Annotated in this window: 21 protein-coding genes; 10 read left to right on the forward strand and 11 right to left on the reverse strand. The window is 48.7% G+C overall.

The window, feature by feature from the left end; genetic code table 11:
• Window positions 1–9: 9 nt before the first annotated feature.
• On the forward strand, window positions 10–609 hold the full coding sequence (locus BWK47_RS06025; protein ID WP_162327956.1) for a HupE/UreJ family protein: 600 nt from the start codon (window positions 10–12) through the stop codon (window positions 607–609).
• A 55-nt stretch (window positions 610–664) separates the two neighbouring features.
• Entirely contained in the window at window positions 665–1,876 is a 1,212-nt protein-coding gene (gene ispG / locus BWK47_RS06030) for a (E)-4-hydroxy-3-methylbut-2-enyl-diphosphate synthase (protein WP_162327957.1), read from the forward strand.
• Window positions 1,877–1,969: 93 nt separating this feature from the next.
• On the opposite strand, the gene gyrB is transcribed toward ispG, so the two are convergent.
• The 3 genes from gyrB to BWK47_RS06050 all read right to left on the reverse strand — a co-directional run bounded on the left by gyrB (window position 1,970) and on the right by BWK47_RS06050 (window position 5,940).
• Window positions 1,970–5,200: a DNA topoisomerase (ATP-hydrolyzing) subunit B gene (gene gyrB, locus BWK47_RS06035; RefSeq protein WP_336235050.1), complete on the reverse strand. Its 3,231-nt coding sequence runs from the start codon at window positions 5,198–5,200 to the stop codon at window positions 1,970–1,972.
• A 134-nt stretch (window positions 5,201–5,334) separates the two neighbouring features.
• Window positions 5,335–5,592, reverse strand: a complete 258-nt coding sequence (locus BWK47_RS06040; protein WP_162327959.1) for a chlororespiratory reduction protein 7 — start codon at window positions 5,590–5,592, stop codon at window positions 5,335–5,337.
• A gap of 228 nt (window positions 5,593–5,820) precedes the next feature.
• On the reverse strand, window positions 5,821–5,940 hold the full coding sequence (locus BWK47_RS06050) for a photosystem II protein Y (protein WP_010872352.1): 120 nt from the start codon (window positions 5,938–5,940) through the stop codon (window positions 5,821–5,823).
• Between the two features lie 106 nt (window positions 5,941–6,046).
• Between BWK47_RS06050 and BWK47_RS06055 the strand changes: the two genes are divergently transcribed.
• Complete coding sequence (locus BWK47_RS06055; RefSeq protein ID WP_443081626.1) at window positions 6,047–7,048, forward strand: methylenetetrahydrofolate reductase; 1,002 nt, start codon at window positions 6,047–6,049, stop codon at window positions 7,046–7,048.
• Here the strand turns inward: BWK47_RS06055 and BWK47_RS06060 are convergent.
• Window positions 7,045–8,598, reverse strand: a complete 1,554-nt coding sequence (locus BWK47_RS06060; RefSeq protein ID WP_204250475.1) for an ArnT family glycosyltransferase — start codon at window positions 8,596–8,598, stop codon at window positions 7,045–7,047. The genes BWK47_RS06055 and BWK47_RS06060 overlap by 4 nt on opposite strands.
• A 108-nt stretch (window positions 8,599–8,706) precedes the next feature.
• Here BWK47_RS06060 and BWK47_RS06065 point away from each other — a divergent pair, with 108 nt between their 5' ends.
• On the forward strand, window positions 8,707–9,912 hold the full coding sequence (locus BWK47_RS06065) for an aminotransferase class V-fold PLP-dependent enzyme (RefSeq protein ID WP_162327961.1): 1,206 nt from the start codon (window positions 8,707–8,709) through the stop codon (window positions 9,910–9,912).
• A gap of 229 nt (window positions 9,913–10,141) precedes the next feature.
• Here the strand turns inward: BWK47_RS06065 and BWK47_RS06070 are convergent, their stop codons facing one another.
• Window positions 10,142–11,020 carry a Tab2/Atab2 family RNA-binding protein gene (locus BWK47_RS06070; RefSeq protein ID WP_162327962.1) on the reverse strand — a complete coding sequence of 293 codons (879 nt, stop codon included), beginning with the start codon at window positions 11,018–11,020 and terminating at the stop codon, window positions 10,142–10,144.
• 159 nt (window positions 11,021–11,179) lie between these two features.
• Here BWK47_RS06070 and BWK47_RS06075 point away from each other — a divergent pair, with 159 nt between their 5' ends.
• From BWK47_RS06075 to BWK47_RS06085, 3 genes are read left to right on the forward strand one after another with little or no spacing between them, the layout of a single operon-like run.
• Complete coding sequence (locus tag BWK47_RS06075; RefSeq protein WP_162327963.1) at window positions 11,180–12,088, forward strand: hypothetical protein; 909 nt, start codon at window positions 11,180–11,182, stop codon at window positions 12,086–12,088.
• A gap of 11 nt (window positions 12,089–12,099) precedes the next feature.
• Window positions 12,100–13,047 carry a DNA adenine methylase gene (locus BWK47_RS06080; protein ID WP_162327964.1) on the forward strand — a complete coding sequence of 316 codons (948 nt, stop codon included), beginning with the start codon at window positions 12,100–12,102 and terminating at the stop codon, window positions 13,045–13,047.
• Window positions 13,048–13,058: 11 nt separating this feature from the next.
• Window positions 13,059–13,616, forward strand: a complete 558-nt coding sequence (locus BWK47_RS06085) for a hypothetical protein (RefSeq protein WP_162327965.1) — start codon at window positions 13,059–13,061, stop codon at window positions 13,614–13,616.
• Between the two features lie 49 nt (window positions 13,617–13,665).
• Here the strand turns inward: BWK47_RS06085 and BWK47_RS06090 are convergent, their stop codons facing one another.
• The 3 genes from BWK47_RS06090 to BWK47_RS06100 all read right to left on the reverse strand — a co-directional run bounded on the left by BWK47_RS06090 (window position 13,666) and on the right by BWK47_RS06100 (window position 15,502).
• The gene (locus BWK47_RS06090) at window positions 13,666–14,412 is read right to left on the reverse strand and encodes an SDR family NAD(P)-dependent oxidoreductase (protein ID WP_162327966.1); all 747 of its coding nucleotides are present in this window, start codon (window positions 14,410–14,412) and stop codon (window positions 13,666–13,668) included.
• Window positions 14,413–14,535: 123 nt separating this feature from the next.
• Window positions 14,536–14,820 carry a DUF427 domain-containing protein gene (locus BWK47_RS06095; protein ID WP_162327967.1) on the reverse strand — a complete coding sequence of 95 codons (285 nt, stop codon included), beginning with the start codon at window positions 14,818–14,820 and terminating at the stop codon, window positions 14,536–14,538.
• Between the two features lie 49 nt (window positions 14,821–14,869).
• A complete protein-coding gene (locus BWK47_RS06100) occupies window positions 14,870–15,502 on the reverse strand; it encodes a response regulator (RefSeq protein ID WP_041425800.1) in 633 nt (210 codons plus the stop codon).
• Between the two features lie 251 nt (window positions 15,503–15,753).
• Between BWK47_RS06100 and BWK47_RS06105 the strand changes: the two genes are divergently transcribed.
• On the forward strand, window positions 15,754–17,970 hold the full coding sequence (locus BWK47_RS06105; RefSeq protein WP_237269871.1) for an MASE1 domain-containing protein: 2,217 nt from the start codon (window positions 15,754–15,756) through the stop codon (window positions 17,968–17,970).
• A 25-nt stretch (window positions 17,971–17,995) separates the two neighbouring features.
• Here the strand turns inward: BWK47_RS06105 and BWK47_RS06110 are convergent, their stop codons facing one another.
• From BWK47_RS06110 to BWK47_RS06120, 3 genes are read right to left on the reverse strand one after another with little or no spacing between them, the layout of a single operon-like run.
• Window positions 17,996–18,766 (reverse strand): SDR family NAD(P)-dependent oxidoreductase, encoded by a 771-nt coding sequence (locus tag BWK47_RS06110; protein ID WP_162327969.1) that lies wholly within the window; start codon window positions 18,764–18,766, stop codon window positions 17,996–17,998.
• A gap of 23 nt (window positions 18,767–18,789) precedes the next feature.
• Window positions 18,790–20,622: a signal peptide peptidase SppA gene (gene sppA, locus BWK47_RS06115; protein WP_162327970.1), complete on the reverse strand. Its 1,833-nt coding sequence runs from the start codon at window positions 20,620–20,622 to the stop codon at window positions 18,790–18,792.
• On the reverse strand, window positions 20,619–21,131 hold the full coding sequence (locus tag BWK47_RS06120) for a Ycf51 family protein (RefSeq protein WP_162327971.1): 513 nt from the start codon (window positions 21,129–21,131) through the stop codon (window positions 20,619–20,621). The genes sppA and BWK47_RS06120 overlap by 4 nt, the downstream gene beginning before the upstream one ends.
• Before the next feature lie 38 nt (window positions 21,132–21,169).
• Between BWK47_RS06120 and BWK47_RS06125 the strand changes: the two genes are divergently transcribed.
• Together BWK47_RS06125 and hemA are read left to right on the forward strand one after the other, a co-directional pair.
• Window positions 21,170–21,955, forward strand: a complete 786-nt coding sequence (locus tag BWK47_RS06125; protein WP_162327972.1) for an alpha/beta fold hydrolase — start codon at window positions 21,170–21,172, stop codon at window positions 21,953–21,955.
• Between the two features lie 133 nt (window positions 21,956–22,088).
• Window positions 22,089–23,372: a glutamyl-tRNA reductase gene (gene hemA / locus BWK47_RS06130; RefSeq protein WP_162327973.1), complete on the forward strand. Its 1,284-nt coding sequence runs from the start codon at window positions 22,089–22,091 to the stop codon at window positions 23,370–23,372.
• The last annotated feature ends 112 nt before the right edge of the window (window positions 23,373–23,484 follow it).

Below are 23,484 nucleotides of genomic sequence, written 5' to 3' on the forward strand. Positions count from 1 at the left end.
GTACAGATTATGAATGTTACAGGTTTATCCAATTTACTTGCTTCCCCCCGGCTCCTAGCCCACCATCCCTTTGGGGGCAATACTCCCGGTAATTTCCTGGAAGGTTTTCTTTCCGGCCTAGGGCACCCCGTCATCGGCCTAGACCACCTTGCCTTTGTCATCGCCATTGGCCTCATTGCCGCTGGGTTGCGCCACGGTTGGCTAATGCCCCTGATTTTCATCGTCACGGCGATCGCCGGCACGGGTTTGCATTTAATTGGGGCTAATCTGCCCCAGCCAGAATTGGTCATCGCTGGTTCCGTACTTTTATTCGGCATCTTCCTGGCCCTGGGTCGTCCTCTGTCATCTCCCCTAGTAATAGGGTTAGCCGCTGTGGCCGGTGTATTCCATGGTTACGCCTACGGAGAAGCCGTTGTGGGAGCGCAAATGAATCCCGTTGCCGCCTATCTGCTCGGTTTTTCCCTCATTCAACTGGCGATCGCCATGGGAGCCTATACCTTAGCTAAGGGCTGGTACGAAAGCCAACAAACCTTGCTCAACCTAAGATTTATTGGCTTTCTGCTAGCAGGAGTAGGACTAGCCTTCACCTCCGGTGCCTTGTTGGGGTAATTGCTTATGGGATAATAGGTTGCCTACAGTTTTTGATTAAAAACTAAACCTTCCCATGGTAACCGCTTCTCTGCCGACCCCTGTCCAGCCCGAGTTCGACACTACTATCCATCGCCGCAAAACCCGCCCCGTACCAGTGGGCTCTGTCACCGTTGGCGGTGGCCATCCTGTGGTGGTGCAATCCATGATTAATGAAGACACCCTCGATGTGGATGGTTCCGTCGCTGGCATTCGTCGCCTCCACGAAATTGGTTGTGAAATTGTCCGGGTAACGGTGCCCAGCATGGCCCACGCCAAAGCCCTAGCGGATATCAAGCAGAAATTACAAGCTACTTACCAAGCCGTGCCCCTGGTGGCAGACGTACATCACAACGGCATGAAAATTGCTCTGGAAGTAGCCAAACACGTCGATAAAGTCAGGATTAACCCAGGGCTATACGTTTTTGAAAAGCCCGATGCCCAACGGGAAGGCTACAGCGACCAGGAATTTGCTGAAATTGGCGAAAAAATTCGTGAAACCCTGGAACCATTGGTAATTTCCCTACGGGATCAGGGTAAATCGATGCGGATCGGCGTTAACCATGGTTCTCTCTCCGAAAGAATGCTTTTTACCTACGGGGATACCCCCGAGGGCATGGTGCAATCGGCCCTGGAATTCATCAAAATTTGTGAGTCCTTAGATTTCCGGAACCTAGTCGTTTCCATGAAAGCGTCCCGGGTGCCGGTAATGTTGGCCGCCTATCGCCTCATGGTGAAACGTATGGACGAGTTGGGCATGGATTATCCCCTCCATCTAGGGGTTACCGAAGCCGGGGATGGGGAATATGGCCGCATTAAATCCACCGCTGGCATTGCCACCCTTTTAGCTGATGGCATTGGCGATACTATCCGGGTATCCCTCACCGAAGCCCCCGAAAAAGAAATTCCCGTTTGCTACAGCATTCTCCAGGCGCTGGGTTTGCGGAAAACCATGGTGGAATATGTGGCCTGTCCTTCCTGTGGCCGCACGTTGTTCAACTTGGAAGACGTGTTACATGAAGTCCGAGAAGCTACTAAACATCTAACGGGTTTAGACATCGCCGTCATGGGCTGTATTGTCAATGGCCCCGGGGAAATGGCTGATGCCGACTATGGCTATGTGGGTAAACAAGCCGGTTACATTGCTCTCTACCGTGGTCGGGAAGAAATTAAACGGGTTCCCGAAGCGGACGGGGTACAGGAATTAATTAACCTGATCAAGGCCGATGGCCGTTGGGTTGATCCCTAGTTCATTCCTCAAAACTTTCCAAATAAAGAACTAAGCAAGGTCGGTGTTAGTGGCCTTGCTTTTTTATTGCTGTCCGCCAATTTTCAAAAAAGGCTAGATATCCAAATCAGTCAGATCCAACTTGGTGCCGTAGGTTTCGATGAATTCCCGCCGGGGAGCCACCCGATCGCCCATAAGTACCGTAAAAATGCGATCGGCTTCAGCGGCATCTTCAATGTGGACACGTTTCATGGTGCGGCTTTCAGGATTCATCGTGGTATCCCAGAGTTGTTGGGGCATCATTTCCCCTAAACCTTTAAAACGCTGGATAGTGTAATTAGCGTTGGGGGGAAACTGACTGATTTGCTCCTGCAATTCCAGGTCAGAATAACAATAGAAATGGTTCTTACCCCGCTCCAGTTTGTACAACGGCGGACAGGCAATGTAAATGTAACCTTGGTCCACCAAATCCCGCTGATAACGGTAGAAGAAAGTCAGCAAAAGAGTACGTATGTGCGCCCCATCTACATCAGCATCGGTCATAATTACTACTCTGTGATAGCGGAGGGAAGATATGTCAAAATCATCACCTTTAATGCCCAGACCTAATGCTGTAATTAAGGCTTGAATTTCAGTATTTTTATAAATCTTGGCATCGTCAGTTTTTTCAATATTTAAAATCTTGCCCCGTAAAGGCAAAATTGCTTGGAAACGACGGTCTCGACCTTGTTTTGCGCTGTTATGGACAAACACTCCGCTTGCCAAAGCAAAATTATGGGTGTGTGGAACCTCAATATCATAAACATCGATTGTTTCTGACACAGCTTCAATATTTACAATTCTGTGATTGTAATTTAATACTGCTTCCCTTGCGAGGTTCTCATCATTCTCGAAATACCGTTCACAGAATCGATCAAAACGTAACAAGGATTTATCTTTAGTCGAAATTCGATAGCTATCGTAAGCAGATATGTCTAAATAACCATTTTCGATCTCAACTTGTTTTAGTGCCGCTAGAGTTTTGCGGTAATAGGCTTGGGCCAGAGCTTCTCGACGTTTTTCTCGAAATTCAGGAGTCCATTGTTCCTTTGTTTTTTTCTGTCGCCATTTCAACAATTCGTGATTATTCCATTGTTTAACCGCATTCTCTGAATATTGTTGTCGTAATCCAGGATTTTGTGCGAAATGTTGACGTACCCTTTCTGCTTGAGCAGTACGATTCTCCGCCTGCGCCCAATATTCCTGTTGAGCACGATTTAGCTGTTCTGCATTTTGCTGACGATAATCCTCATTACTGTCGTAGAAACTACGCCAACTTTCCATCATTGTTAATTTATAGGTTTCATTTTGCCATTGGGCTTGGGCCTGTTTGGACAAAATTGCCCGTGTTTCCGGTGATTGCATCCTTGCGCTCATTTTCCGTCGAAACTCAGGACTTTGGTGAATTTGACGACATTTCTCTACCACATCAGGGCGATGTAATGTTTTACTAATGTGCTTACGGTGAAGCGCTAAATGTTTTTCAGGGGATAAGCGAATTAAATTATCGGGATTATTATTCCGCTTATTAAAGTCTTTGTGATGGCAATGTTGTTTTTCTTCTGCAATATAAATTCCCTGCCAACGGTTATACCAATCTGCAACTAAATGGGTAAATAGCCAGCTATCAGAACGGGGACTCCAAACCATTTCATAGCCATCAATTGTAATGCCAGAATCTTCCGTAGTCGAAATTTTTCGGTGTAACGGCATTAACGAATCATCGAGAGTTAAATCCATCGCACATTTGTAGCTCCCATCCCGCAACATGAATTTATGATCCGGGGTGCAAATAATAGACTCACCATTGTCCAACGTAACCTTGATTACCTTCGCATTAGTTTTTGTTTTGCGGGCATTGATGATTTTTTCAACCCCTATGGAACCATCATGGCGGATAGTATAACAAAAGTTTTGTTTTCCTTGTTTTTCTTCTTCAACCAATTGCTCAAAGCTAACGCTACGACCATCAGTTAAAGCGACTAATGTATCTCCAGAAAAACAGCCGCCGGCAGAGTCTCCTTCCACGATGAAAATTTCCGATTCCGAGGGATCTTTGGAGCTACAGTCTGCCAATTTACCCGGTAAAGTTGAAGATTCTAAAACTGATTTACGGCGTACTAATTCCCTGGCTCGACGGGCTGCTTCCGCTGCTTTAAAAGCCTGCACTGCTTTTTCAATGATGGCATCGGCAACCCCAGGATTAAATTCTAAAAATTCCGTTAGAGCTTCCCCCACCAAGGTATCCACAATGCCCCGGACTTCCGTGTTGCCCAATTTAGTTTTGGTTTGTCCTTCAAATTCTGGGTCCGGTACTTTAACGGAAATAACGCCGGTCAGGCCCTCACGAATATTTTCTCCTCCTAAATTACTGTCGCCATCTTTTAACTTATTGCGCTTACGGGCAACGGAGTTGAGAGTACGGGTTAAAACCGCTTTTAGACCTTCTAAATGGGTGCCACCATCAATAGTGCGGATATTGTTGGCAAATCCCAAGAGAGTATCACTATACGCATCCACACACCACTGGAGGGCCACCTCCACCTGGACGTCATTTTTTTCCCCGGAAGTGTAAATAATTTCCTCGTGGAGCGGGGTTTTGTCCGTGGTCATATAGGTGACATATTCCCTAATGCCCCCTTCATAATAAAACTGCTCTTCTTTGAGGGAATCCGCCCGGCGATCGCCAAAGGTAATGCGAACCCCAGCGTTGAGGTAGGCCAACTCCTTAAGACGACTGGCCAGGGTATGGTAGTCAAACTCGATGCCATCCTTAAAAATCTGGGTGTCTGGCAAAAAAGAAACCTGGGTTCCTGTGGAGTGCCCTTCGTTTGGGATAGCTTCTAGCGTGCCAATGGGATTGCCCCGCTCAAACCGCTGGAAGTGTTCCTTCCCCTGGCGCCAAACCTTCACTTCCACCCATTCGGACAGGGCGTTAACAACGGAAACCCCTACCCCGTGCAAACCACCGGATACCTTATAGCCACCGCCCCCAAACTTGCCCCCGGCATGGAGTACCGTCAACACTGTTTCCAAGGCCGATCGCCCGGTGGTGGGGTGAATATCGGTGGGAATCCCCCGGCCATTGTCCACTACGGTGACGGAACCGTCGGCATTAATGTCAATTTCAATGTGGGTACAATAGCCAGCCAGAGCTTCATCAATGGCATTGTCAACCACTTCATAAACTAGGTGATGCAGACCCTTGGGCCCCGTGGAGCCGATATACATCCCTGGGCGCTTACGGACTGGTTCCAACCCTTCCAAAACTTGAATTTGATCGGCACCGTAGTTCGTGGTCGTCATGGTCACTCCAAAATCAGGCTGAGCTTAGGCATCTTTGCGACGGGATGACAAAAGCCCTCAAAATCTTAACACAAAAGGGTTAAAGGCTTTAATATCGAGGAATGGGAACTGATTTAGAGATGGGATCGATCAAGCTATTTTTCCAGGCGCACCACATACCATTGCCAAGCACCGCCATCCCCCCGGTCTAGGTCGCAGTAATTGTCCCGTAAATATTCTGCTTTCGCCGCCAAAGTGGGCAATTTATTGACTCCCTGGGGAAGAGGAAGATCGTAATTAGCCAAAATCTCCGCCAACTTAGCACTCATTTCCGCTGGAGTTAGAAATGTTTCTGGTTCCTGGTCCGCCAAGAATACAAACATTTCTTCTTGGTACATCAGTGGATCGACCATGGCAATTGCTGAAAAATGTTGTTGAGATGGAGACCGGCATTAGTTGGTCAATCGATTAAAGGTTCTTCCGGGCCTTTTGATCGAGCATCGACCCAGAAATTTCTGTGGTGGAAAGACCCCACGGCAACCAAGCGAAGCCCAAAAGAGTAACCCCCCTAGCCCAGGGCCAGGAAGGGCCATTGCACAATACTTTATCGACTTATCGGCGATCGCCTGGGGAGTTATGGGCTAGGCTTCTCGACCTAAAACATCCTGCAATTGCCGGATCGCGGCGGCCCCAATATTGATAGCAGCCCAAGTTGCGGCGATCAGAAGGGGGCTAACAACTACAATTACACGCCAATCCATTGCTGTACCTCGTTTTGTTAAAAGAATATAAATTTTCCGAACACTCTTAATCTTATATCCTAATCCCGACCCCTTGGGAATGGAAACCGGGCCATAGGTCTGGGCAATGACCAAGCCGGCAAACAGGAAAAACTCTGTTAAGATCTCCTGTCAGAGAGGCAGTCACCGCTACCGCTCCCAACTCAAACCACCGTTGTCCCCATTGGATGTAATGACCATTAGTCGGTTTCGTCAGGCGGCCGAAGCGAAGGAATTTTTGATCACCGCAGAAGTTACCCCTCCCAAGGGCGGTAATCCCGAGCGGATGTTGTCGGTGGCGGCAAAGTTGCGGGGTCGGGTCCATGGGGTTAACGTCACCGATGGCAGTCGAGCGGTGTTGCGTATGTCTTCCATTGCGGCCTGTGTGTTACTGCAACAGCGGGGGATTGAATCCATTTGTCAGATGACTTGCCGCGATCGCAATTTGATTGGTTTGCAGGCGGATCTGATGGGGGCCTATGCTCTCGGTTTACGTAATGTTTTAGCTTTAACCGGCGATCCGCTCAAAGCAGGGGACCATGCCAAGGCCAGACCTGTCTACGATTTAGAGTCTGTCAGGCTTTTAAGTTTAATCCGCTCCCTCAACCAGGGGTTAGATTTTAACCAAGCTCCTTTGGTGGATGGAAAGCTAGATTTATTTCCTGGGGCGGCGGTGGACCCCCAGTCAAAAAGTTGGTCTGGTCTGCAAAGTCGTTTTGAAAGGAAACTAACGGCAGGGGCACAATTTTTCCAAAGTCAATTAATTACGGATTTCGATCGCCTGGATAAATTTATGACCCAGGTGGCTGTGGGCTGTGGCAAACCAATTTTGGCGGGTATATTTCTGTTCAAATCGGCTAAAAATGCGACTTTTATCAAGCGGGTGGTGCCGGGGGTAAATATTCCCGATGCGCTGATCGATCGCCTGGCCCGGGCCGAAGACCCTTTAAAAGAAGGGGTGGCGATCGCCGCCGAACAGGTAAAACTGGCCAAAGAGCTATGCCAGGGAGTGCATTTGATGGCGATTAAAAAAGAAGAATTAATTCCCGAAATCCTCGACCAGGCCGGCATTGCCCCTCTGGAAAATTAAGGTTTACCAACGGTAGGACTAAAAAATAGGGTGAATTCCCCCGCCTGTCCCCGCTTTTGTAAATTGGCTAAAGCTAGTCTGCCTTGGGCATTTTGGTCGAGCAATAAATAATTTCCTTCCTTAGCCTTGGTGCATAACTGGTCATCGTCCACCGCAATCACCTGGCGATCGCCATAGAAATCCAAACTGGGACGACTGTAGGCAAAGGAAGTGTAAACCAAGGTATTAACCGGAGTGCTTTGTTTAATTAACTGCCCCACGGGTTTGACCGCAAAAGCTTCGTTCACTTCCCAATTCCAGAGGGGACTGGAAAAAAGAAATAAAAGGGTTACATACAGCCCCATCACTAGGGTTTTGGCAAATTTGGGGGAAGATTGCAAATATTGTTTGGCACTCCAACCCACACCAATAAATAGCACTAGCCCCATGATAATGATCACTGGTTTTTGCTCAATGAAACCAGCGTACAATCCTCCCGCCAGACCCACCCCAGCGGTGAGAGCAAGGAGGTAACCAATTAGCCGGGGATAACGTGGGCGACCTTCTAAATCTGCTAAATAATATCCCCCCATCAGAACAAAAAAGGGATAACAGGGGAGTACATACCAGGGCAATTTAGTGCCCATAACGGAAATAATCAGCAAAAAGCCAAAGCCAAAGGTGATGGCAACCTTAGCCCAATCTTCCCGCAACCGTTGAACAGTCATTACCGCAGCGGGAATGAGGAAAAATAGCCAGGGGGCAGTGTATTTGGCAATTTCCAACAGGTAATACCAAGGGGGCCCCGTATTGCCCTCTAATTCCTGGGTAACCCGCTCAAAACTATGAAACTCAAAATGAATTTGCCAAAAGGTTTCCCCGTACTGAACAAATTGGAGTTGGTACCACCACAGCACTGGGGCAAAACCGATCAATAGCCCCAACCAGAATTGCCAGCGTTGAAAAATTCGCCCTTCCCCCAGCCAGAAAATTGCAATGCCCAACAACAATCCCAGGGCCAGCACCAGTAAACCCTTGGCTAAAGCAATTAACCCCAAACCGATACCTATGCCCCCCAACCAATGGGGATTTTTGCGCCCCCGCAGTAAGCAAAGTAATGACCAAACCAAACAGGTATTGATTACCCCGTCCAACATGGTTAAACGACCCAGACGGGCGGTGGGAAGCAGGGTTAGCAGTATCGAACTGCTCCATAGGGCCGCTTTCGGGGCAGAAAAAATTTCCTTACCTAGCAAATATAACAATGGCACCGCTAGGGCTGACCCCAGGGCCAACGGTAAACGGGAGCTAAATTCACTGATACCCAACAGATGGTAACTGCCCATCACCAACCAGGCAATGAGGGGAGGTTTGGATAAAAAAGGTTGTCCTAAATAGGTGGGAAAACGCCAATCTCCTCTGAGGAAAGTATCCTGAGCTGTAGTAGCGTAATAACCTTCGTCAAAATCCCGCAGGGGTACATTGCCCAAACCGGCGATCGCCAGAATCAGGGCCGCTCCGGTAAGCAGCAGTAAATATTTGCGATCATCATTGAGGGCAGGAAAGTTCAAGGGCGGAATCTGGGGACATGGTAACTGTTGGACTTGGGGGGCATTTTCCCATGTTCTTGGGGGAAGTTTAGGTTTTTGTTAAGGTATTTTGTTGATGTTTCCCCACTAATGGCTGACCCTGTGAACCTGATACCCGATCGCCAGCAATTTCCCGGCCTAGCGAATAAGACCTATTTTAATTTTGGCGGCCAGGGGATTTTACCCACCGTAGCCTTGGAAGCCATTACGGCCATGTATGGCTATTTGCAGGAAAATGGCCCTTTTTCCATTGCCGCCAACCAATACATTCAGCAATTAATTACCCGACTGCGCCAAGCCCTGGGGGAAACCTTTAACGTTGACCCTAACACCATCACCATTACCGATAACGTCACCACGGGCTGTGACATTGTGCTTTGGGGCATAAATTGGCAGAAGGGCGATGAAATTTTGCTCACCGACTGCGAACATCCCGGCATTATTGCCATCGTCCAGGCGATCGCCGCTCGGTTTGGGGTCACGTACCGTTTTTTCCCGGTGGCGGACACATTAAACCAGGGGGATGCGGCCGCAGTATTGGTTAATCATTTGGGGCCGAAAACCCGTTTAGTTATCCTCAGCCATTTACTCTGGAATACTGGCCAGGTATTGCCCCTAGGAGAAATTATGGCCGTTTGTCGTCGCCATCAAGGGGATTATCCAGTGCGGGTGCTAGTGGATGGGGCGCAGTCTGCCGGTTCCTTACCCTTGGATTTTTCCCGGCTAGAAGTGGATTATTACGCTTTTACAGGGCATAAATGGTTTGCTGGCCCCGCTGGAGTGGGGGGATTGTATATCCATTGCGATGCCAAAGGCACGGCGAATGCCGCACGCCTGGGGGAAATTAACCCGACCTATGTGGGCTGGCGTAGTATCACCTATGGCAGTAAAGGGGAACCCACTGGCTGGGCAGAAGGGGGCAAAAGATTTGAAGTGGCCACCTCCGCCTATCCCCAATATGCTGGTCTGTTGGCCGCTCTCCAGTTGCACCAACGGCAGGGCACCGCCGAGGAACGTTACCAAGCAATTTGTCAACGCAGTGAACTGTTGTGGCAGGGTTTAAACCAGTTGCCCCATGTCCATTGTTTAGCCACATCGCCTCCCCAAGCAGGTTTGGTATCCTTCACCATCGATTCTCCCCTAGGCCACCGGGCGATCGTGCAGAAACTGGAGGAACAACGCATCTATCTCCGCACCATCGCTGACCCCGACTGCATTCGGGCCTGTTGCCATTACATCACCAATGAAGAGGAAATTGAGCATTTATTAAGTAAATTGGCTGAATTTACGCCCTAAGGGCATGTTTGGAAAGTTTTATTCCGCCCCCTAAATCGCTCCACTAAAGCTCCGGCAATACTGGGGGACTTTCATTCAGTTTCCTCCCAAATTTGGGGGGCTAGGGGGGCTGTTAAAACAGGCTCTAAGATCCTTTTGATTCTCCTCCCAAATCGTCCCACCAAAATTCTGGCAATAATGGCGAACTTTTACCGAAACTTGCAGATTAGGAACGCTTTTGGGAAAGGCCCTAAACTTGTCCAGTTTCCTGCAATAACCAAAAACCAGCAAAGGTTTCACTGTCAGGGCTGGTTTGGATGGCTAAAAAGTGAATGCCCTGGGCCAATTTTTTTGTCTGTTCAAAGCCCTGAGCTTCCTGTTCACTGGTTTTATCGGTGACGTTGGCCACAATCCAACTATCACTGGCTCCAGTTTCCAACCGCATAATCGGGCGGGGGTCAGTGTTGTATTGCAAATAGCCCAATTCCAACCCCGATAACCAAGCGGCAAAGGGTAAAGCCCTGGGGGAAAAGAGAATCAAACCAGGAATGCGACTGTCGGGGGAAAGATTGTACGGGGAGAGGGGAAAACTTTCCCCAAAGCTAATCTCCCAATCCGGTAAATCATTAAAATCAGCGGCGGCCAAACTCACCAAGGCCCACTGGTCCCCCCGATCTCCCCGGACTGCATCGGGTAAGGCAATGGCATTAAGTTCTGGATATTGTACGGATGTGGAGGAAGCTAACTTGGGGTCGTAGCCCGGTTGTTGGGGATAAAAATTTTCTAGGCGATCGCCTAACCATTGTTCCAGTACATAGGTGCGACGACTGGGGGCCGGGGGAATACCAGCTTCTTCACAGGCTTTGCTGATCATGTTATTCATCTGCCGCCGGAAAAAACGGATCTTTTGAGGCATCTGACCAGCCTCGGCGATCGCCGCTTCGATGGCCTGCCGGAGCCAAACGGAATTAACGGTAGAACTGGGACAATATTGGCTGTAGCGGAACAAATCTCCTGGTAACTGCTGCACGGATTGGGGAGACTCACAAATTAGTACTTCCCACACCTTTTTTTCCTCGTCGTCCAACAACGGCCGTGAATAAAAATCCAATTCCCAGGTAACGCCCATATATCAATTAAATATTTGTCAAAGCCAGCCCAAAAGGGCTAATCGCTATCCTATCAAGCAATTGTCCTTGGGTTATCATCCTGCCCTGGCCAAGAGAAAGAACTGGCCATCGCCATTGTCAGCCAAAAGCCCCTGGGCTTAAGATATCCTGGAAACACGGTGCCATCTCCGCTAACCTCTCCATGGCTAATCCGGTCACACCGCCATCCATCTTCCACCGCCCTAGAATTTGACCAAAATATGATTTCCCAGCCCCAAGGATTTACCCGCCTTAGCCGTTCTTCTCATCGCTTCTTCCCAGCCCGTTGGTTAATGGCTTTTGGTTGGGGGGTCGGTCTAATGGCGTTGGGATCATTGCCCCTCAATGCCGCCACCATTGCCCAGGGGAATGTAACTGAACGTCAAGTGCGGGCTTTAATTGAACAATTTGATGCGGTGGCCAACCAACACAATACTGATCGCCTGGGGGAAATTTACAGCCCTGAATTTAGCAACAGTGACGGTCTGACCTTTGCCCAAATGGAAACGACTCTGCAACAGCTTTGGGAAACCTATGGCAATTTGACCTACAGCACCGAACTAAAAAACTGGAAACAGGATGGGCAAGCAGTGGTGGTGGAAACTTTGACCACCATTCAGGGGGAACGCCCTTGGCTGGGTCGCACTGCCCAATTGAATGGGGAAATTACTTCCCGCCAAACCTTTGTGCAAGATAAATTGGTGCGCCAGGAAGTGTTGACGGAAAAAATGACCCTCACCGCCGGGGATAATCCCCCGGAAGTGGATGTTAATTTACCCCAGCAAGTGCAGGCGGGCCAGCAATTTGATTTCGATGTTATCCTGCGTCAACCCATTGGCGATGACCTCCTAGCTGGCACGGCCTTCAGTCAAAAAATAAATCCCGATAATTACATTGACCCCTCCCAGGTGAAATTGGAACTGTTGCAGGCCGGCGGACTGTTCAAACGGGCGATCGCCGGTAATGATCCCCAGTGGCTGTCTGCCCTACTAGTTACCCCTGAAGGGATGGTATTGGTTACCCAGCGCTTGGCCGTTGTTCCCCAATAAAAAAATCGACAATGGCACGGCCCAGTAAAGGCAATAGCAAAAATCAGCAGGCGATCGCCAAACCATTCCTAAAATGGGCTGGAGGTAAGGGAAAGTTAATTGAACAATTGGTTAATTTCTTTCCCCTGGAAATGACCACTGGCCAGTTAACTAAATACGCGGAGCCTTTTATTGGTGGTGGGGCTTTGTATTTTCATGTTGCCCAAAATTATCCCCAGATAGAAGAATTCTTTATCTCCGACTGCAATCAACAGTTAGTTTTGGCTTATCAGACTATTCAACAAAACGTTGATGATTTAGTCGATTTTTTAAGCCAGCTACAGCAGAAATATTATTGTCTCGACAAAGATGAGCAAAAGGATTTATTCTATCAGCAAAGACTAAAATTTAACCAGAATGTTACCGAAATAAATTTAGAGAAGTTTAGTAAATTGTGGATAAAACAAACTGGTCTGCTTATATTTCTAAATCGTACTTGCTTTAATGGTTTATTTCGAGTCAACTCAAAAGGAGAATTTAATGTCCCCTTTGGTGATTATAAAAATCCTAAGATTTGTGATGCTGAAAATCTTAAATTAGTAGCCAACTTACTTGCCAGAACACAAATTAGATTTGGCGACTTTACTGCAAGTAATAACTTCATTGATTCCGCCACCTTTGCTTACTTTGACCCTCCCTATCGTCCCCTAAATAAAACTTCTAGTTTTACTTCCTATGCCCAGGGAGATTTTAATGATCGGGAACAATCAAGATTAGCTGGGTACTTTCGTTTACTTAACAACAAGAAAGCTACTTTAATGCTTAGCAATTCTGATCCGAAGAATGTAGATGAAGATGATAGTTTTTTTGAAAAAATATATAAAGATTTTCGTATTGAAAGAGTTAGTGCCGCTCGCATGATTAACAGTAAAGCCTCTAAAAGGGGAAAAATCAATGAATTACTAATTATGAATTATTAGGGAGATTTTTTATGAAAGAAGGTGGAATTGGAGGAGCTAATACTGCTACAGGCTTAAGCTTTGAAAAAAAGGTAGATTTTTGCTCTCTCATCGAAAGGATGCCAGGATATTCTATCAAAAATGCCATAGACTCTGGGGGGAGGGTCAAACCTTGGTCGGCAATTTACTTTGAAGATAAATTAGTAGCAAATTCGTTTAAAAAAGATAATTTTTACAAATACTTATTGCAAGAACATGGTATTGATTGGCGAAATTTTCTCTCTGCGAAACTTTTGCCTGATGATGCTTTACTGGTCATTGTTAGAGAAACATTGTTCATAATTGAAGTTAAATTTCAACAGGTCCAAGGCTCAGTTGATGAAAAGTTACAAACCTGCGATTTTAAAAGGAAGCAGTATCTAAAATTAGTCGGCCAAATAGGACTTAAGGTTGAATATGTTTATGTGCTTAACGACTGGTTTAGACAAGAGAAATACAGAGATGTGTTGGACTACATACACAGCGTAAATTGTCATTACAAATTCCAGGAGCTACCACTAGCATGGCTAGGCTTACCCAGCGCAACTTAGTCCAACTAGGTGTTTTTGTTAGTAAGGTGTTTTGATAAAAGTTATTAGACTAAAACTTCAAATATTCCGCTCCATCTAAACGAATGGTGGTGCCACTCAGAAAATCCTGTTGTAGTAAATATAACGCCGCATCGGTGACTACTTTGGGATTGCCGGTCATTTTTAAAGGAATACGTCGCTCAGCATAATCCCGCATAAATTGTTCCGGGTCCGGCGCTTCCGGTGCTTCCAAAATTTGCCCCAGGGCAAGGCCGTTGACGGTGATATTGGGGGCCAATTCCAGAGCTAAAATTTCTGTCATATCCCACAAACCCCGTTTGGTCAGGCGGTAAACAAAATGGTCTGGCCTGGGTCGGGGAATACGGGCATCGTTAATGTTAATAATTTTTCCCTGGCGATCGCCGGATACTTGTTGGGCAAAGGCCTGGGACAACTGAAAGGGGGCTCGGAGATTAACGGCAAAAATCCATTCCCACAGGTCGAGGTCCACTTGAAAGAATTTATCTCCTAGGGGAAAAACCGAGGCACTGTTGATCAGAATATCGACCTGGCCAAAGACTTCCTGGGCTTTGGGAATAATTCCTTGGGTGGCCTGGGCATCGCTCAAATCGGCGGAGTAGGTAAAAGCTTTTCTGCCCAATGCTTCCACTTCTTGCTGAACCTCTAGGGCTCCGGTCTGGGAATTGCCGTAATGAATAAAGACGTTACAACCGGCTTCCGCCAGGGCCATAACTAGGGCCCGACCAACCCTTATGCCTCCCCCGGTGACCAGGGCTGTTTTTCCAGTTAATTCCATCGTAGTTAGTTAAATTCCTGAGCCTTGGGCGATTACAAACTTAGTCGGGTGGAGATACAATAAAACAAAATTACCATTTTATGGCGATGTAGTCTAAATCATTGCCCATAATTACAAAAAAATTCAGGCTTCAACCTTTACACCCCGCCAAAAAGCGATGTAGCCCTTAATATTTTCCGCCCTGGGTTTGGGATCGGGGTAATACCAAGCCGCATCGAGGTTCTCCTGGCCATCCACCACTACGGTGTAGTAACTGGCGGTGCCTTTCCAACCGCAAACGGTGTGAGTGTTGCTGGGCTGGAAATACTGGGGATGGATGCTGTCGGGGGGAAAATAGTAGTTGCCCTCCACCATTTCACACTGGTCACTCTCGGCGAGGACGACCCCATTCCAGATTGCTTTGGCCATGGTTTAGGACGGGTAAAGTAAACGCCTTGGATTATAGCCCTTTCTGAAGTCAAACCAAACCGGAACGTAAGGCTATGACGGCGGCCTGCACCCGGTCATCAACGGACAGCTTATTCATGATGCCCCGTACATGGGTTTTAATTGTATTAGTGCTGAGATATAAAGTTTGGGCGATCTCTTGGTTACTTTTTCCTTCCACAATTAATTTCAGCACGTCAATTTCCCGTTCCGAAAGGCTGGACACGTCGGCTTGGCCTTCCGGCACGGGGGGCTTGAGGTTTTCCACCACTACCCGGGCAATTTGGGGGTCTAGGTAGGTGGCTCCATCCTGGGCGGCGGCGATCGCCAAAATTAAACGCTCTAGGGTGGCTCCTTTAACGCAGTAAGCATCGGCCCCACTGGATAGGGCGGCAATAATCTCGTTGGGCAGAGTGTGGGAAGTCAACACCACAATGTGGATCTGGGGGGAAGTTTGCTTGATTTGTTTGGTGGCTTCAATGCCATCAAGTCCCGGCAAGCCAATGTCCATCACGATCAGGTCCGGGTTGAGGACCGCTGCCTGTTGCACAGCACCATAGCCGTTATCCACTCGACCAATAATTTCAAAGCGCTCATGGGCCCCCAAGGCTTGCTCCAAACCTAATTGCATCAATGGATCATCTTCAACGATCAAAATTTTCATAGGCAGGCAAGGCTCGATTTTCACCCTATGGGGGGAAGTAAAATCCATTCCAGTTTAGGCAAAGTTGAGATAGTAATCTACAGTGCTTAGCAATTCTTTGTACTTCATCGGTGATTACTATCACGGTAAGGGTGCCGATGCAAAAAGGGGGTTCGCCCGCTGTTGCATTATCCCCATGGGGGGGAAAGAATATCGACCACTTTTAAGAATAAAACGGTGTGCCCCGTCGCCCATTGTCAGACTTTCCATTGATGCTGATCTACTTACCCAAGTCCTTACGCCGGAGGCTGGTCACCGCTTTGCCTTCTTTGGCATTGGCGATCGCCCTGGGCCTATGCACTGCCTTAGCCTACGGAATGTTGGGCCGTGGACAACAATGGCTTAGTTTGGGGTTGGGGCAGGGTATGGCGCTGGCGCTGTGGTGGCAGGGAACGAACATTATCGCCCTTGCTCTGGGTTTAACCATTGCCCCCATGGTAGTGCAGGGAGATCCACCTCTGGCATTGGCCCTAGGGATGATTAGCACGGCGGTGGTGCTGATGGCCGGTCGGGGACTAAAAATGCTGGAGTTTTCTCCCCAGGGTCAACGACTCCAAGATGGCATGGTCTTTTTGCTGGCGGGGGGGGGGCTGGGGGCCACTCTGACGGCGATCGCCGCGCTTTTGCTATCTCTCTGGCAGGGGGATGGTCGTGTTTGGTGGACAGGATCTTTGGCCTGGTTGGGCAGTGCCACCGGAATTTTGCTGGCCGCTCCTCTGCTGTTCAAGCTTAGATATGCCCGCTGGAGTTGGCCCTGGTCAGCCCGGATGGATCGACTCCAATTGGTGGAAGCCTTAGTTTGTGCTGGCCTTTTGTTGATGTTAGCCTGGCTAATTTTTGCTGGGGATGACCTCATTCCCTTGGCGGACCGGGGAGCTATCTATACCCAGTGGTTGGAATATTTACCCTTTCCCATTGTGGTTTGGGCCAGCATTCGTTTTCCAATCTGGGGGGGAATCCTCTCCACTTCAGGTTTGGCTCTCCTGGCGATCGCCGCTACGGTGAGGGGTAATGGCTCTTTTAGCGTGCAAAGTGCCGACCAAAGCGGAGCAATGATTCTCCTGCAGATGTTCTTTTTGGTTTTAGGCACTACCAGTCTATTGCTATCGGTGGCGGTGAGGGAAAGACGTCGCACCGAAGAACAATTGCGGGGCAGTTGGGAACGGGAACGGCTTTTGGCGGAGGTGGCCCTACGGGTGCGGCAATCGCTACATTTGGGCACCATTTTTCAAACTACGGTGACGGAGGTACGCCATTTGCTCCAGACCGACCGGGTTTATATCGCTCTTTTGCAGGGGAATAGTCCGTTGGCAGTGGTGGCCGAATCCTGTGGTCCCGCTTACAAAACTTCTCTCAACTCGCAGATTACGGCTTCCCCAAACCCCGAGGAAATGATCGTTAAAACCATTCCCACCGAAGCAATGGTGGTCCATCATCCTGACCAATTGCCCAAGGGAGACCCACTGCGGCGGAGTTTTTTACGTTATCAGGTGAAAAGCTTGCTGGCCATTCCCCTCGCTACGGTGGACGGCAGGTTGGGTATGATTGTGGTCCATCACTGTCAACAGCCCCGCCATTGGCAAAAGGCCGAGGTGCGCTTACTGGAACAATTGGCCACCCAAGTGGCGATCGCCATTCAACAGGCCCAGCTTTACCAACGGGTGCAAACGCTGAATACCAATTTGGAAAAGCAAGTGGGGGAACGCACCGCCCAGCTAGAGGACAAAATGGTGGAACTCCAGGATCTCCAGCAGATGAAAGCTCTCTTTGTCCAAGCCATTTCCCATGATTTGCGTACTTCGGTGATGGGTTTATTGATGGTGCTAAAAAATTTATCAACCACAGAGGGGGAAGCATTGACCCTGCCCCGCCATCTCCTAGACAGCCTGATCCGCAGTGGCGATCGCCAGTTAACCCTTCTCAATGCCCTCTGTGAAGAACAAACCGCCGAATGCCGTCCCCTCCAACTTGCGCCCCAAGCCTTGCCGCTCCAGCCTTTTTTGCAACAAATTTGTCACCAATGGCGATCGGCCTGTGAACAACATCAGGTAGTTTTGAACTTGAAATGTGATGAGACCCTGTCTCCTCTCCAGGGAGACCCCCACTACATCAAGCAGGTATTCGACAACCTTTTGGGCAACGCCCTCAACCACAATCCCCCTGGTATTACCCTCACTCTGGCGGCCCAACCCGAAGGTAATATGGTGCGTTTTACCCTCAGCGACAACGGTAAAGGCATGGCCAAGGACCAATGTGAGCATCTTTTCCGGCTCTATTTGCGCAACCGCCATAATCAACGGCTAACCGGCATTGGTTTAGGTTGTTATCAGTCCCGGCAAATTGTTGAAGCCCACGGTGGCCACATTGGCGTTACCAGTAGCCCTGGGCATGGTTCCCATTTTTGGTTTACCCTCCCCTTGACTGTTTAGTTATTGTGATTTTTGTACTGACAAATTACCACGGCAAAATTGTCCCATCCCAACTATAGAAAGTGCCGCTGTTTTCCGGTTTCACCTGCAATAAAATCGTCATTAATTGTTTAACAGTGCGTTCCACGGTGAACAACTTTTCCGGGGGGACATTTTTCTGAAATGGTTGGGACAATGACGTATCAGTGGTGCCGGGGTGGAGCAAAATTACCGCACATTGGGGCGCAACTCTGTGATATTCGATCGCCGTATTTTTGAGCAACATATTCAGCGCCGCCTTAGAAGCTCGATAACCGTACCATCCTCCCAACTGGTTATCCCCAATGCTGCCCACTTTGGCAGAAATGGTGGCAAAAATACTGGGGGAAGCATGGCGTAGATGGGGTAAAAAATGTTTGGCTAACAACACTGGGCCAATGCTGTTAACAGCGAAATATTGCTGTAATTGTGATGGTTGTAAATGGCGCAGACTTTTTTCCGGTGGGTTATCTTCTACATGGAGAATGCCCACACAATTAATTAGCCAATCGACTTTAGTTTTGCCCAATTGCTGGCTAAATTGTGCAATCTGGCTCTCTTCAGTGATATCCAACGGCACTAGGGTTAAACGATCAGGATTTTCCTTGGCTAAATTTTCCAACTCGGCGATCGCCTGACGATAGGTGGCCCAAATTTTGACGGGGAAAGGTACTTGTTCTAAAAAGTAACGGACAAAGCCTAAACCAATACCCCCGGATGCCCCCACTATGACCACCGTTTGGGGATGATTTTGGGCTGGGAAGTTCTGGTTTGCCATGGTTTTAGACCACAAAAAAGTGGTTAAGGATTAAGAAAATGCCAGGAAAATGGCAAGCGGGCGTAAATGCCTTGGGGGTCATTAAATTGGGATAATTCGGCCCATTCCCGCTCCAACTGTTGCCAGTTAGTTTGTAAAAATGGCGGTAGGACGACGGAGTTAGTTTCAGTGAGACCATGGATGAGATTGTTCCAGAGGAGGGAATTTAATCCCCTTGGAGTGGGGTATTCCTTTACCTGCCATTGTTCCCCCAATTCTGCTTGGGCCGCTGCTAGGTTCACAGCCGTTTGCAATCCCCCCAGTTGATCTACTAGCCCCACTTTTTGGGCTTCCCCCCCAGTCCAAACCCGACCCTGGGCCACCGAATCCAATGCTTCAGGAGATAAATTGCGGGCCCTACCCACCTTATCTAAAAAGATCTCGTAAACCTGATCCACCGACCGTTGAAAAATGGCCAACTCCAACTCGGTTTTAGGTTTAATGCTGGAACCCACATTAGCCAGTGCGCCCGTAGTCACTTCGTCCCAATTTAGCCCCAGGCGATCGCCTAAATTTTCCACATTAAAAAGAATACTAAACACGCCAATGGAGCCAGTGACAGTGTTGGGTTGGGCGACAATTTTTTCCCCCGCAGTGGCAATCCAATAACCACCAGAAGCCGCCACATTGCCCATGGAAATAATCACTGGTTTTTGGGCCTGTAAAAGTTGCACTTCCCGCCAGATAATATCCGCCGCACTGGCACTGCCACCGGGGCTATTAATTCTCAGCACCACCGCTTTAATGTCGTCATCCTGGCGAATAGTTCGCAATAGTTCCCCATAGCGATCGCCACCAATATTTTCCCAGGTGCCCCGACCATTAACAATGGAGCCTTCGAGGTAAACAATGGCGATTTTAGGGTCTTGGTTATGGCTTGCCGCTGTCCCTGTTTGCAGACGATGGTACTCAGCTAAACTAATTTTTCTAAATTCTTGATCTTCTTCTTCCCCCTCTACTTTCTCGGGGTCATTAATCCAAACCCCCGCCTGTTTCAACTCAGCCACAGCTTCATCCCAATAGGTCACTTTGTCCACCAATTTTTCCCTTAGGGCTATGTCAGCAAAGAGCAGCCCTTGGTCACTGGCGATCGCCTGGAGTTGGGGCACCGTTAAGGAACGATTATTAGCAACACTGGTTAAATAAATTTGCCAAATTTGATTTAGCAAAAGCTGTTGTTGTTGGCGATTTTCTGGGCTGAGATTTTCCCTGGTATAGGGTTCAACGGCTCCCTTGTAACTGCCTACCCGTAGGGTCTGCACCCCAATGCCAGCCTTGGCCAACGCCCCGGTAAAAAAGATTGGCTGGGCCCCTAGTCCATTTATTTCTACTCCCCCCATGGGGTTAATTAAAATGGTATCGGCAGTGGCAGCTAAATAGTAGCCTAGTTCGCTGTAGTTGAGACCATAGGCAACAATTTTTTTGCCCGATTGTTTGAATTTAATTAGGGCCTGTTGCACTTCACTTAAATTGGCGTAACCGTCCACTTGGTTACTACGGCGACCATCAATTAATAGGGCCACAATGCGGTCATCTTCGGAGGCCTTTTCAATGGCATTAACCACCGTCCGCAGGGGTAATATTTCTTCCTGATTACCCAGTAAACTCTGTTGTAAACTGAGGGTAGGGCTGGTATCTCGGATGGGGATGGCTAGGTCGAGAATGAGGGCTGTTTTTTCCTCTAGCACTGGATCTGCCTCGGCCGAAACCAGTATGAAGAGCAATACCAAGCCAGTGGCCCCAAGGCTAAGCAAAACCACAATGGCGGCCAATGTTCCCAGGAAACTAGCCACCATTTGTTGGAAAAAGTTTTTCATGCAGCCTGGTTGCGCTCTAATTCCCGGAGGGCTTTGCGGTCAAGTTTAATCTCAATCTGATCGTTTTCTTTGGTGCCCAAGGTGCGGTACGCGGAGCCTAAATAGAGGGGTTTAGTTAGGCCAGGCTGGGGATGGATCAGGGTTCGGGCCCGGATCACCATTTGTTCTTTGCCGTCGGTGGAAATGCGGCCCAGGGAAAAGTAATTATTGGCAGCTTGTTTGAGGGTGGCTTCCACTTCCGTAGAGGACACTGTCACCGGCACACTAATGACAATTTGGTTCGCACCGTTGTCGTACACTCGATTGAACTTCACTGAGCCTTCCACCGTGGGGCGGTCGAACATGCCCAAACCGAGGCCAAAAATGCCTATCGTTAAAACCGTCATAAAGCTCGTCACCCCCACCAGGCGAAAGCGGAATCCCCAACGGAAAACAAAGGCCAGTACCATGAAGATGAAACTGGCGATGGTAGCGTAGGCGGACCAACGGAGATAAATGGTAACGTCCATAGGTAGGGAGAGAATTACGTCAACAAATCTAACAGAAAATGCAGTTAGTTAATCTTCATCCCCCCGATCGCCGCAGGGCAAGTCTGCTTTATTTGCCGGGGTTGGATGGTACAGGCAAATTGTTTTATCGGCAACGACCGGAGTTGGTTGAGCACTTTAACCTACTGGCTCTGCGCCTAACTCCGGGGCCTCTTCCGGATGATTGGTCGGCGATCGCCAAGGCCTTGCACCAATTAATTCACCAACAGCAGGGATTAACATTACCCCTGTACCTCTGTGGGGAATCCTTCGGGGGATGCCTAGCCCTGGCCTATAGCTGTCTATATCCCCAGGAAGTGGCCAAATTAATTTTGGTTAATCCGGCCACCGCCTTTGACCGTCGCCCTTGGTTGCAGTGGGGCATTCCCTTCCATCAGTGGTTACCCAATGCCCTACAAACGGTCACTACCCTCACCGGACTGCCCTTTTTAGCCGCCGTAGAACGGTTACAGCCCCAGGATCGTCGTCAGTTGCTCAATGCCATGCGCTCCATTCCCCCGGCGATCGTGGCCCAGAGGTTGGCCCTATTGCAAAATTTCAACCAACAGCAATTGAATTTAGAAAATATCAGCGCCCCCAGTTTAATTCTGGCCAGTGGCCGGGACTTACTACTGCCTTCCGTGGAAGAAGCCCATAAGTTACAGAGGCATTTGCCTAAGGCCATGGTGAAAATATTGCCCCATAGCGGCCATGCCTGTTTGCTAGAAAAAGAGCTATCCCTACAGAAGATTTTGCAAGCCGCCCAATGGTTACCGGAGCTAGTTTTGCTTAACAAAAATTCATGAGTTCTGTTGGGATGGACCCTTGATTGTGGTCTGCCATTCGGACTACATTGCAAAGATTAGAGAAACTTGTTTAACAAAAAACGTCGTAATTTTTGCGACCACCACTTTATTAGAGAATCCTTTAGGAGAACCCATGAATATTGCCGTTGTGGGACTGAGCCATAAGACAGCCCCGGTGGAAATTCGCGAAAAACTCAGCATCCAAGAAGCTAAGTTGGAAGAAGCGTTAACCCATCTGCGGAGTTATCCCCACATCGAAGAAGTCACTGTCATTAGTACTTGTAACCGCCTGGAAATTTACGCGGTGGTGACGGACACAGAAAAGGGAGTGGTGGAAATCACCCAATTCCTTTCTGAAACTGGCAATATTCCCCTGGCAACCCTACGGCGTTATCTGTTTACCCTTCTCCACGAAGATGCGGTGCGCCATTTGATGCGGGTGGCCGCTGGGCTGGAAAGTTTGGTGCTCGGAGAAGGACAAATCCTCGCTCAGGTGCGTACTACCCATAAGTTGGGGCAAAAATATAAAGGGGTGGGTCGTCTGCTCGATCGCCTATTTAAGCAAGCCATCACCGCCGGTCGTCGAGTCAGAACCGAAACTGATATTGGTACAGGAGCCGTGTCCATCAGTTCCGCCGCTGTGGAGTTAGTCCATCGTCAAGTGGATTTATCGAGCCAAAAGACTGTCATCATCGGGGCTGGTAAAATGGCCTGTCTGTTGGTGAAACATCTATTAGCTAAAGGAGCCACGGACATCACCATTGTTAACCGCTCCCAACGTCGTTCCCAGGATTTAGCCAACCAATTCCCCCAAGCCCAGTTAACCCTTTGTCCCCTGACGGATATGTTTACGGCGATCGCCGCTGGGGATATTGTCTTTACCAGCACTGGGGCCACGGAACCGATTTTAGATTGCCAGAACCTAACCAGTTGTGTGATCAACCGCAAAAGCTTGATGTTAGTGGATATTTCCGTACCCCGGAATGTGGCCGCTGATGTCCACGCCATGGAACAGGTGCGGGCTTTTAATGTGGATGACCTAAAAGAAGTAGTCGCCCAAAACCAAGCCAGCCGCCGGCAAATGGCCAGGCAAGCAGAGGGATTACTCGAAGAAGAAATTGCCGCCTTTGACCTCTGGTGGCGATCGCTAGAAACGGTACCCACCATCAGTTCCCTCCGCAGTAAGGTGGAAGATATCCGGGAACAGGAATTGGAAAAAGCCCTTTCCCGCCTGGGCAGCGAGTTTGCCGAAAAACATCAAGAAGTAATCGAGGCCCTCACTAGGGGCATTGTCAACAAAATTCTCCACGAACCCATGGTGCAACTGCGGGCCCAGCAGGATATCGAAGCCCGTAAGCAATGCCTACGCTCCCTGAAGATGCTGTTTGATTTGGAAGTGGAAGAACAATTCGGTTAGAACTTGTTAATGAATTTCAGCTAACTGTAAATAAATGTCCCAAAGCCGGCTCTGTGTTCCCCATGGAGTCGTTTTTCTCTTTGGTCCCGTTCCCAAGGCCCAGCCAAACTCC

Origin of the sequence: Synechocystis sp. CACIAM 05 (assembly GCF_010222815.1) — a bacterium.
Lineage (GTDB): Bacteria > Cyanobacteriota > Cyanobacteriia > Cyanobacteriales > Microcystaceae > Synechocystis.

Bases quoted from the DNA above. Each gene is read 5' to 3' on its own strand.
- gyrB (WP_336235050.1), bottom strand. From the start codon at position 5,200: ATGACGACCACGAACTACGGTGCCGATCAAATTCAAGTTTTGGAAGGG.
- BWK47_RS06105 (WP_237269871.1), top strand. From the start codon at position 15,754: ATGCTGATCTACTTACCCAAGTCCTTACGCCGGAGGCTGGTCACCGCT.
- BWK47_RS06040 (WP_162327959.1), bottom strand. From the start codon at position 5,592: ATGGTCGATCCACTGATGTACCAAGAAGAAATGTTTGTATTCTTGGCG.
- BWK47_RS06055 (WP_443081626.1), top strand. From the start codon at position 6,047: ATGACCAAGCCGGCAAACAGGAAAAACTCTGTTAAGATCTCCTGTCAG.
- BWK47_RS06070 (WP_162327962.1), bottom strand. From the start codon at position 11,020: ATGGGCGTTACCTGGGAATTGGATTTTTATTCACGGCCGTTGTTGGAC.
- BWK47_RS06090 (WP_162327966.1), bottom strand. From the start codon at position 14,412: ATGGAATTAACTGGAAAAACAGCCCTGGTCACCGGGGGAGGCATAAGG.
- BWK47_RS06085 (WP_162327965.1), top strand. From the start codon at position 13,059: ATGAAAGAAGGTGGAATTGGAGGAGCTAATACTGCTACAGGCTTAAGC.
- hemA (WP_162327973.1), top strand. From the start codon at position 22,089: ATGAATATTGCCGTTGTGGGACTGAGCCATAAGACAGCCCCGGTGGAA.
- BWK47_RS06065 (WP_162327961.1), top strand. From the start codon at position 8,707: ATGGCTGACCCTGTGAACCTGATACCCGATCGCCAGCAATTTCCCGGC.
- BWK47_RS06100 (WP_041425800.1), bottom strand. From the start codon at position 15,502: ATGAAAATTTTGATCGTTGAAGATGATCCATTGATGCAATTAGGTTTG.
- BWK47_RS06120 (WP_162327971.1), bottom strand. From the start codon at position 21,131: ATGGACGTTACCATTTATCTCCGTTGGTCCGCCTACGCTACCATCGCC.
- sppA (WP_162327970.1), bottom strand. From the start codon at position 20,622: ATGAAAAACTTTTTCCAACAAATGGTGGCTAGTTTCCTGGGAACATTG.
- BWK47_RS06095 (WP_162327967.1), bottom strand. From the start codon at position 14,820: ATGGCCAAAGCAATCTGGAATGGGGTCGTCCTCGCCGAGAGTGACCAG.
- ispG (WP_162327957.1), top strand. From the start codon at position 665: ATGGTAACCGCTTCTCTGCCGACCCCTGTCCAGCCCGAGTTCGACACT.
- BWK47_RS06080 (WP_162327964.1), top strand. From the start codon at position 12,100: ATGGCACGGCCCAGTAAAGGCAATAGCAAAAATCAGCAGGCGATCGCC.
- BWK47_RS06050 (WP_010872352.1), bottom strand. From the start codon at position 5,940: ATGGATTGGCGTGTAATTGTAGTTGTTAGCCCCCTTCTGATCGCCGCA.
- BWK47_RS06125 (WP_162327972.1), top strand. From the start codon at position 21,170: ATGCAGTTAGTTAATCTTCATCCCCCCGATCGCCGCAGGGCAAGTCTG.
- BWK47_RS06025 (WP_162327956.1), top strand. From the start codon at position 10: ATGAATGTTACAGGTTTATCCAATTTACTTGCTTCCCCCCGGCTCCTA.
- BWK47_RS06110 (WP_162327969.1), bottom strand. From the start codon at position 18,766: ATGGCAAACCAGAACTTCCCAGCCCAAAATCATCCCCAAACGGTGGTC.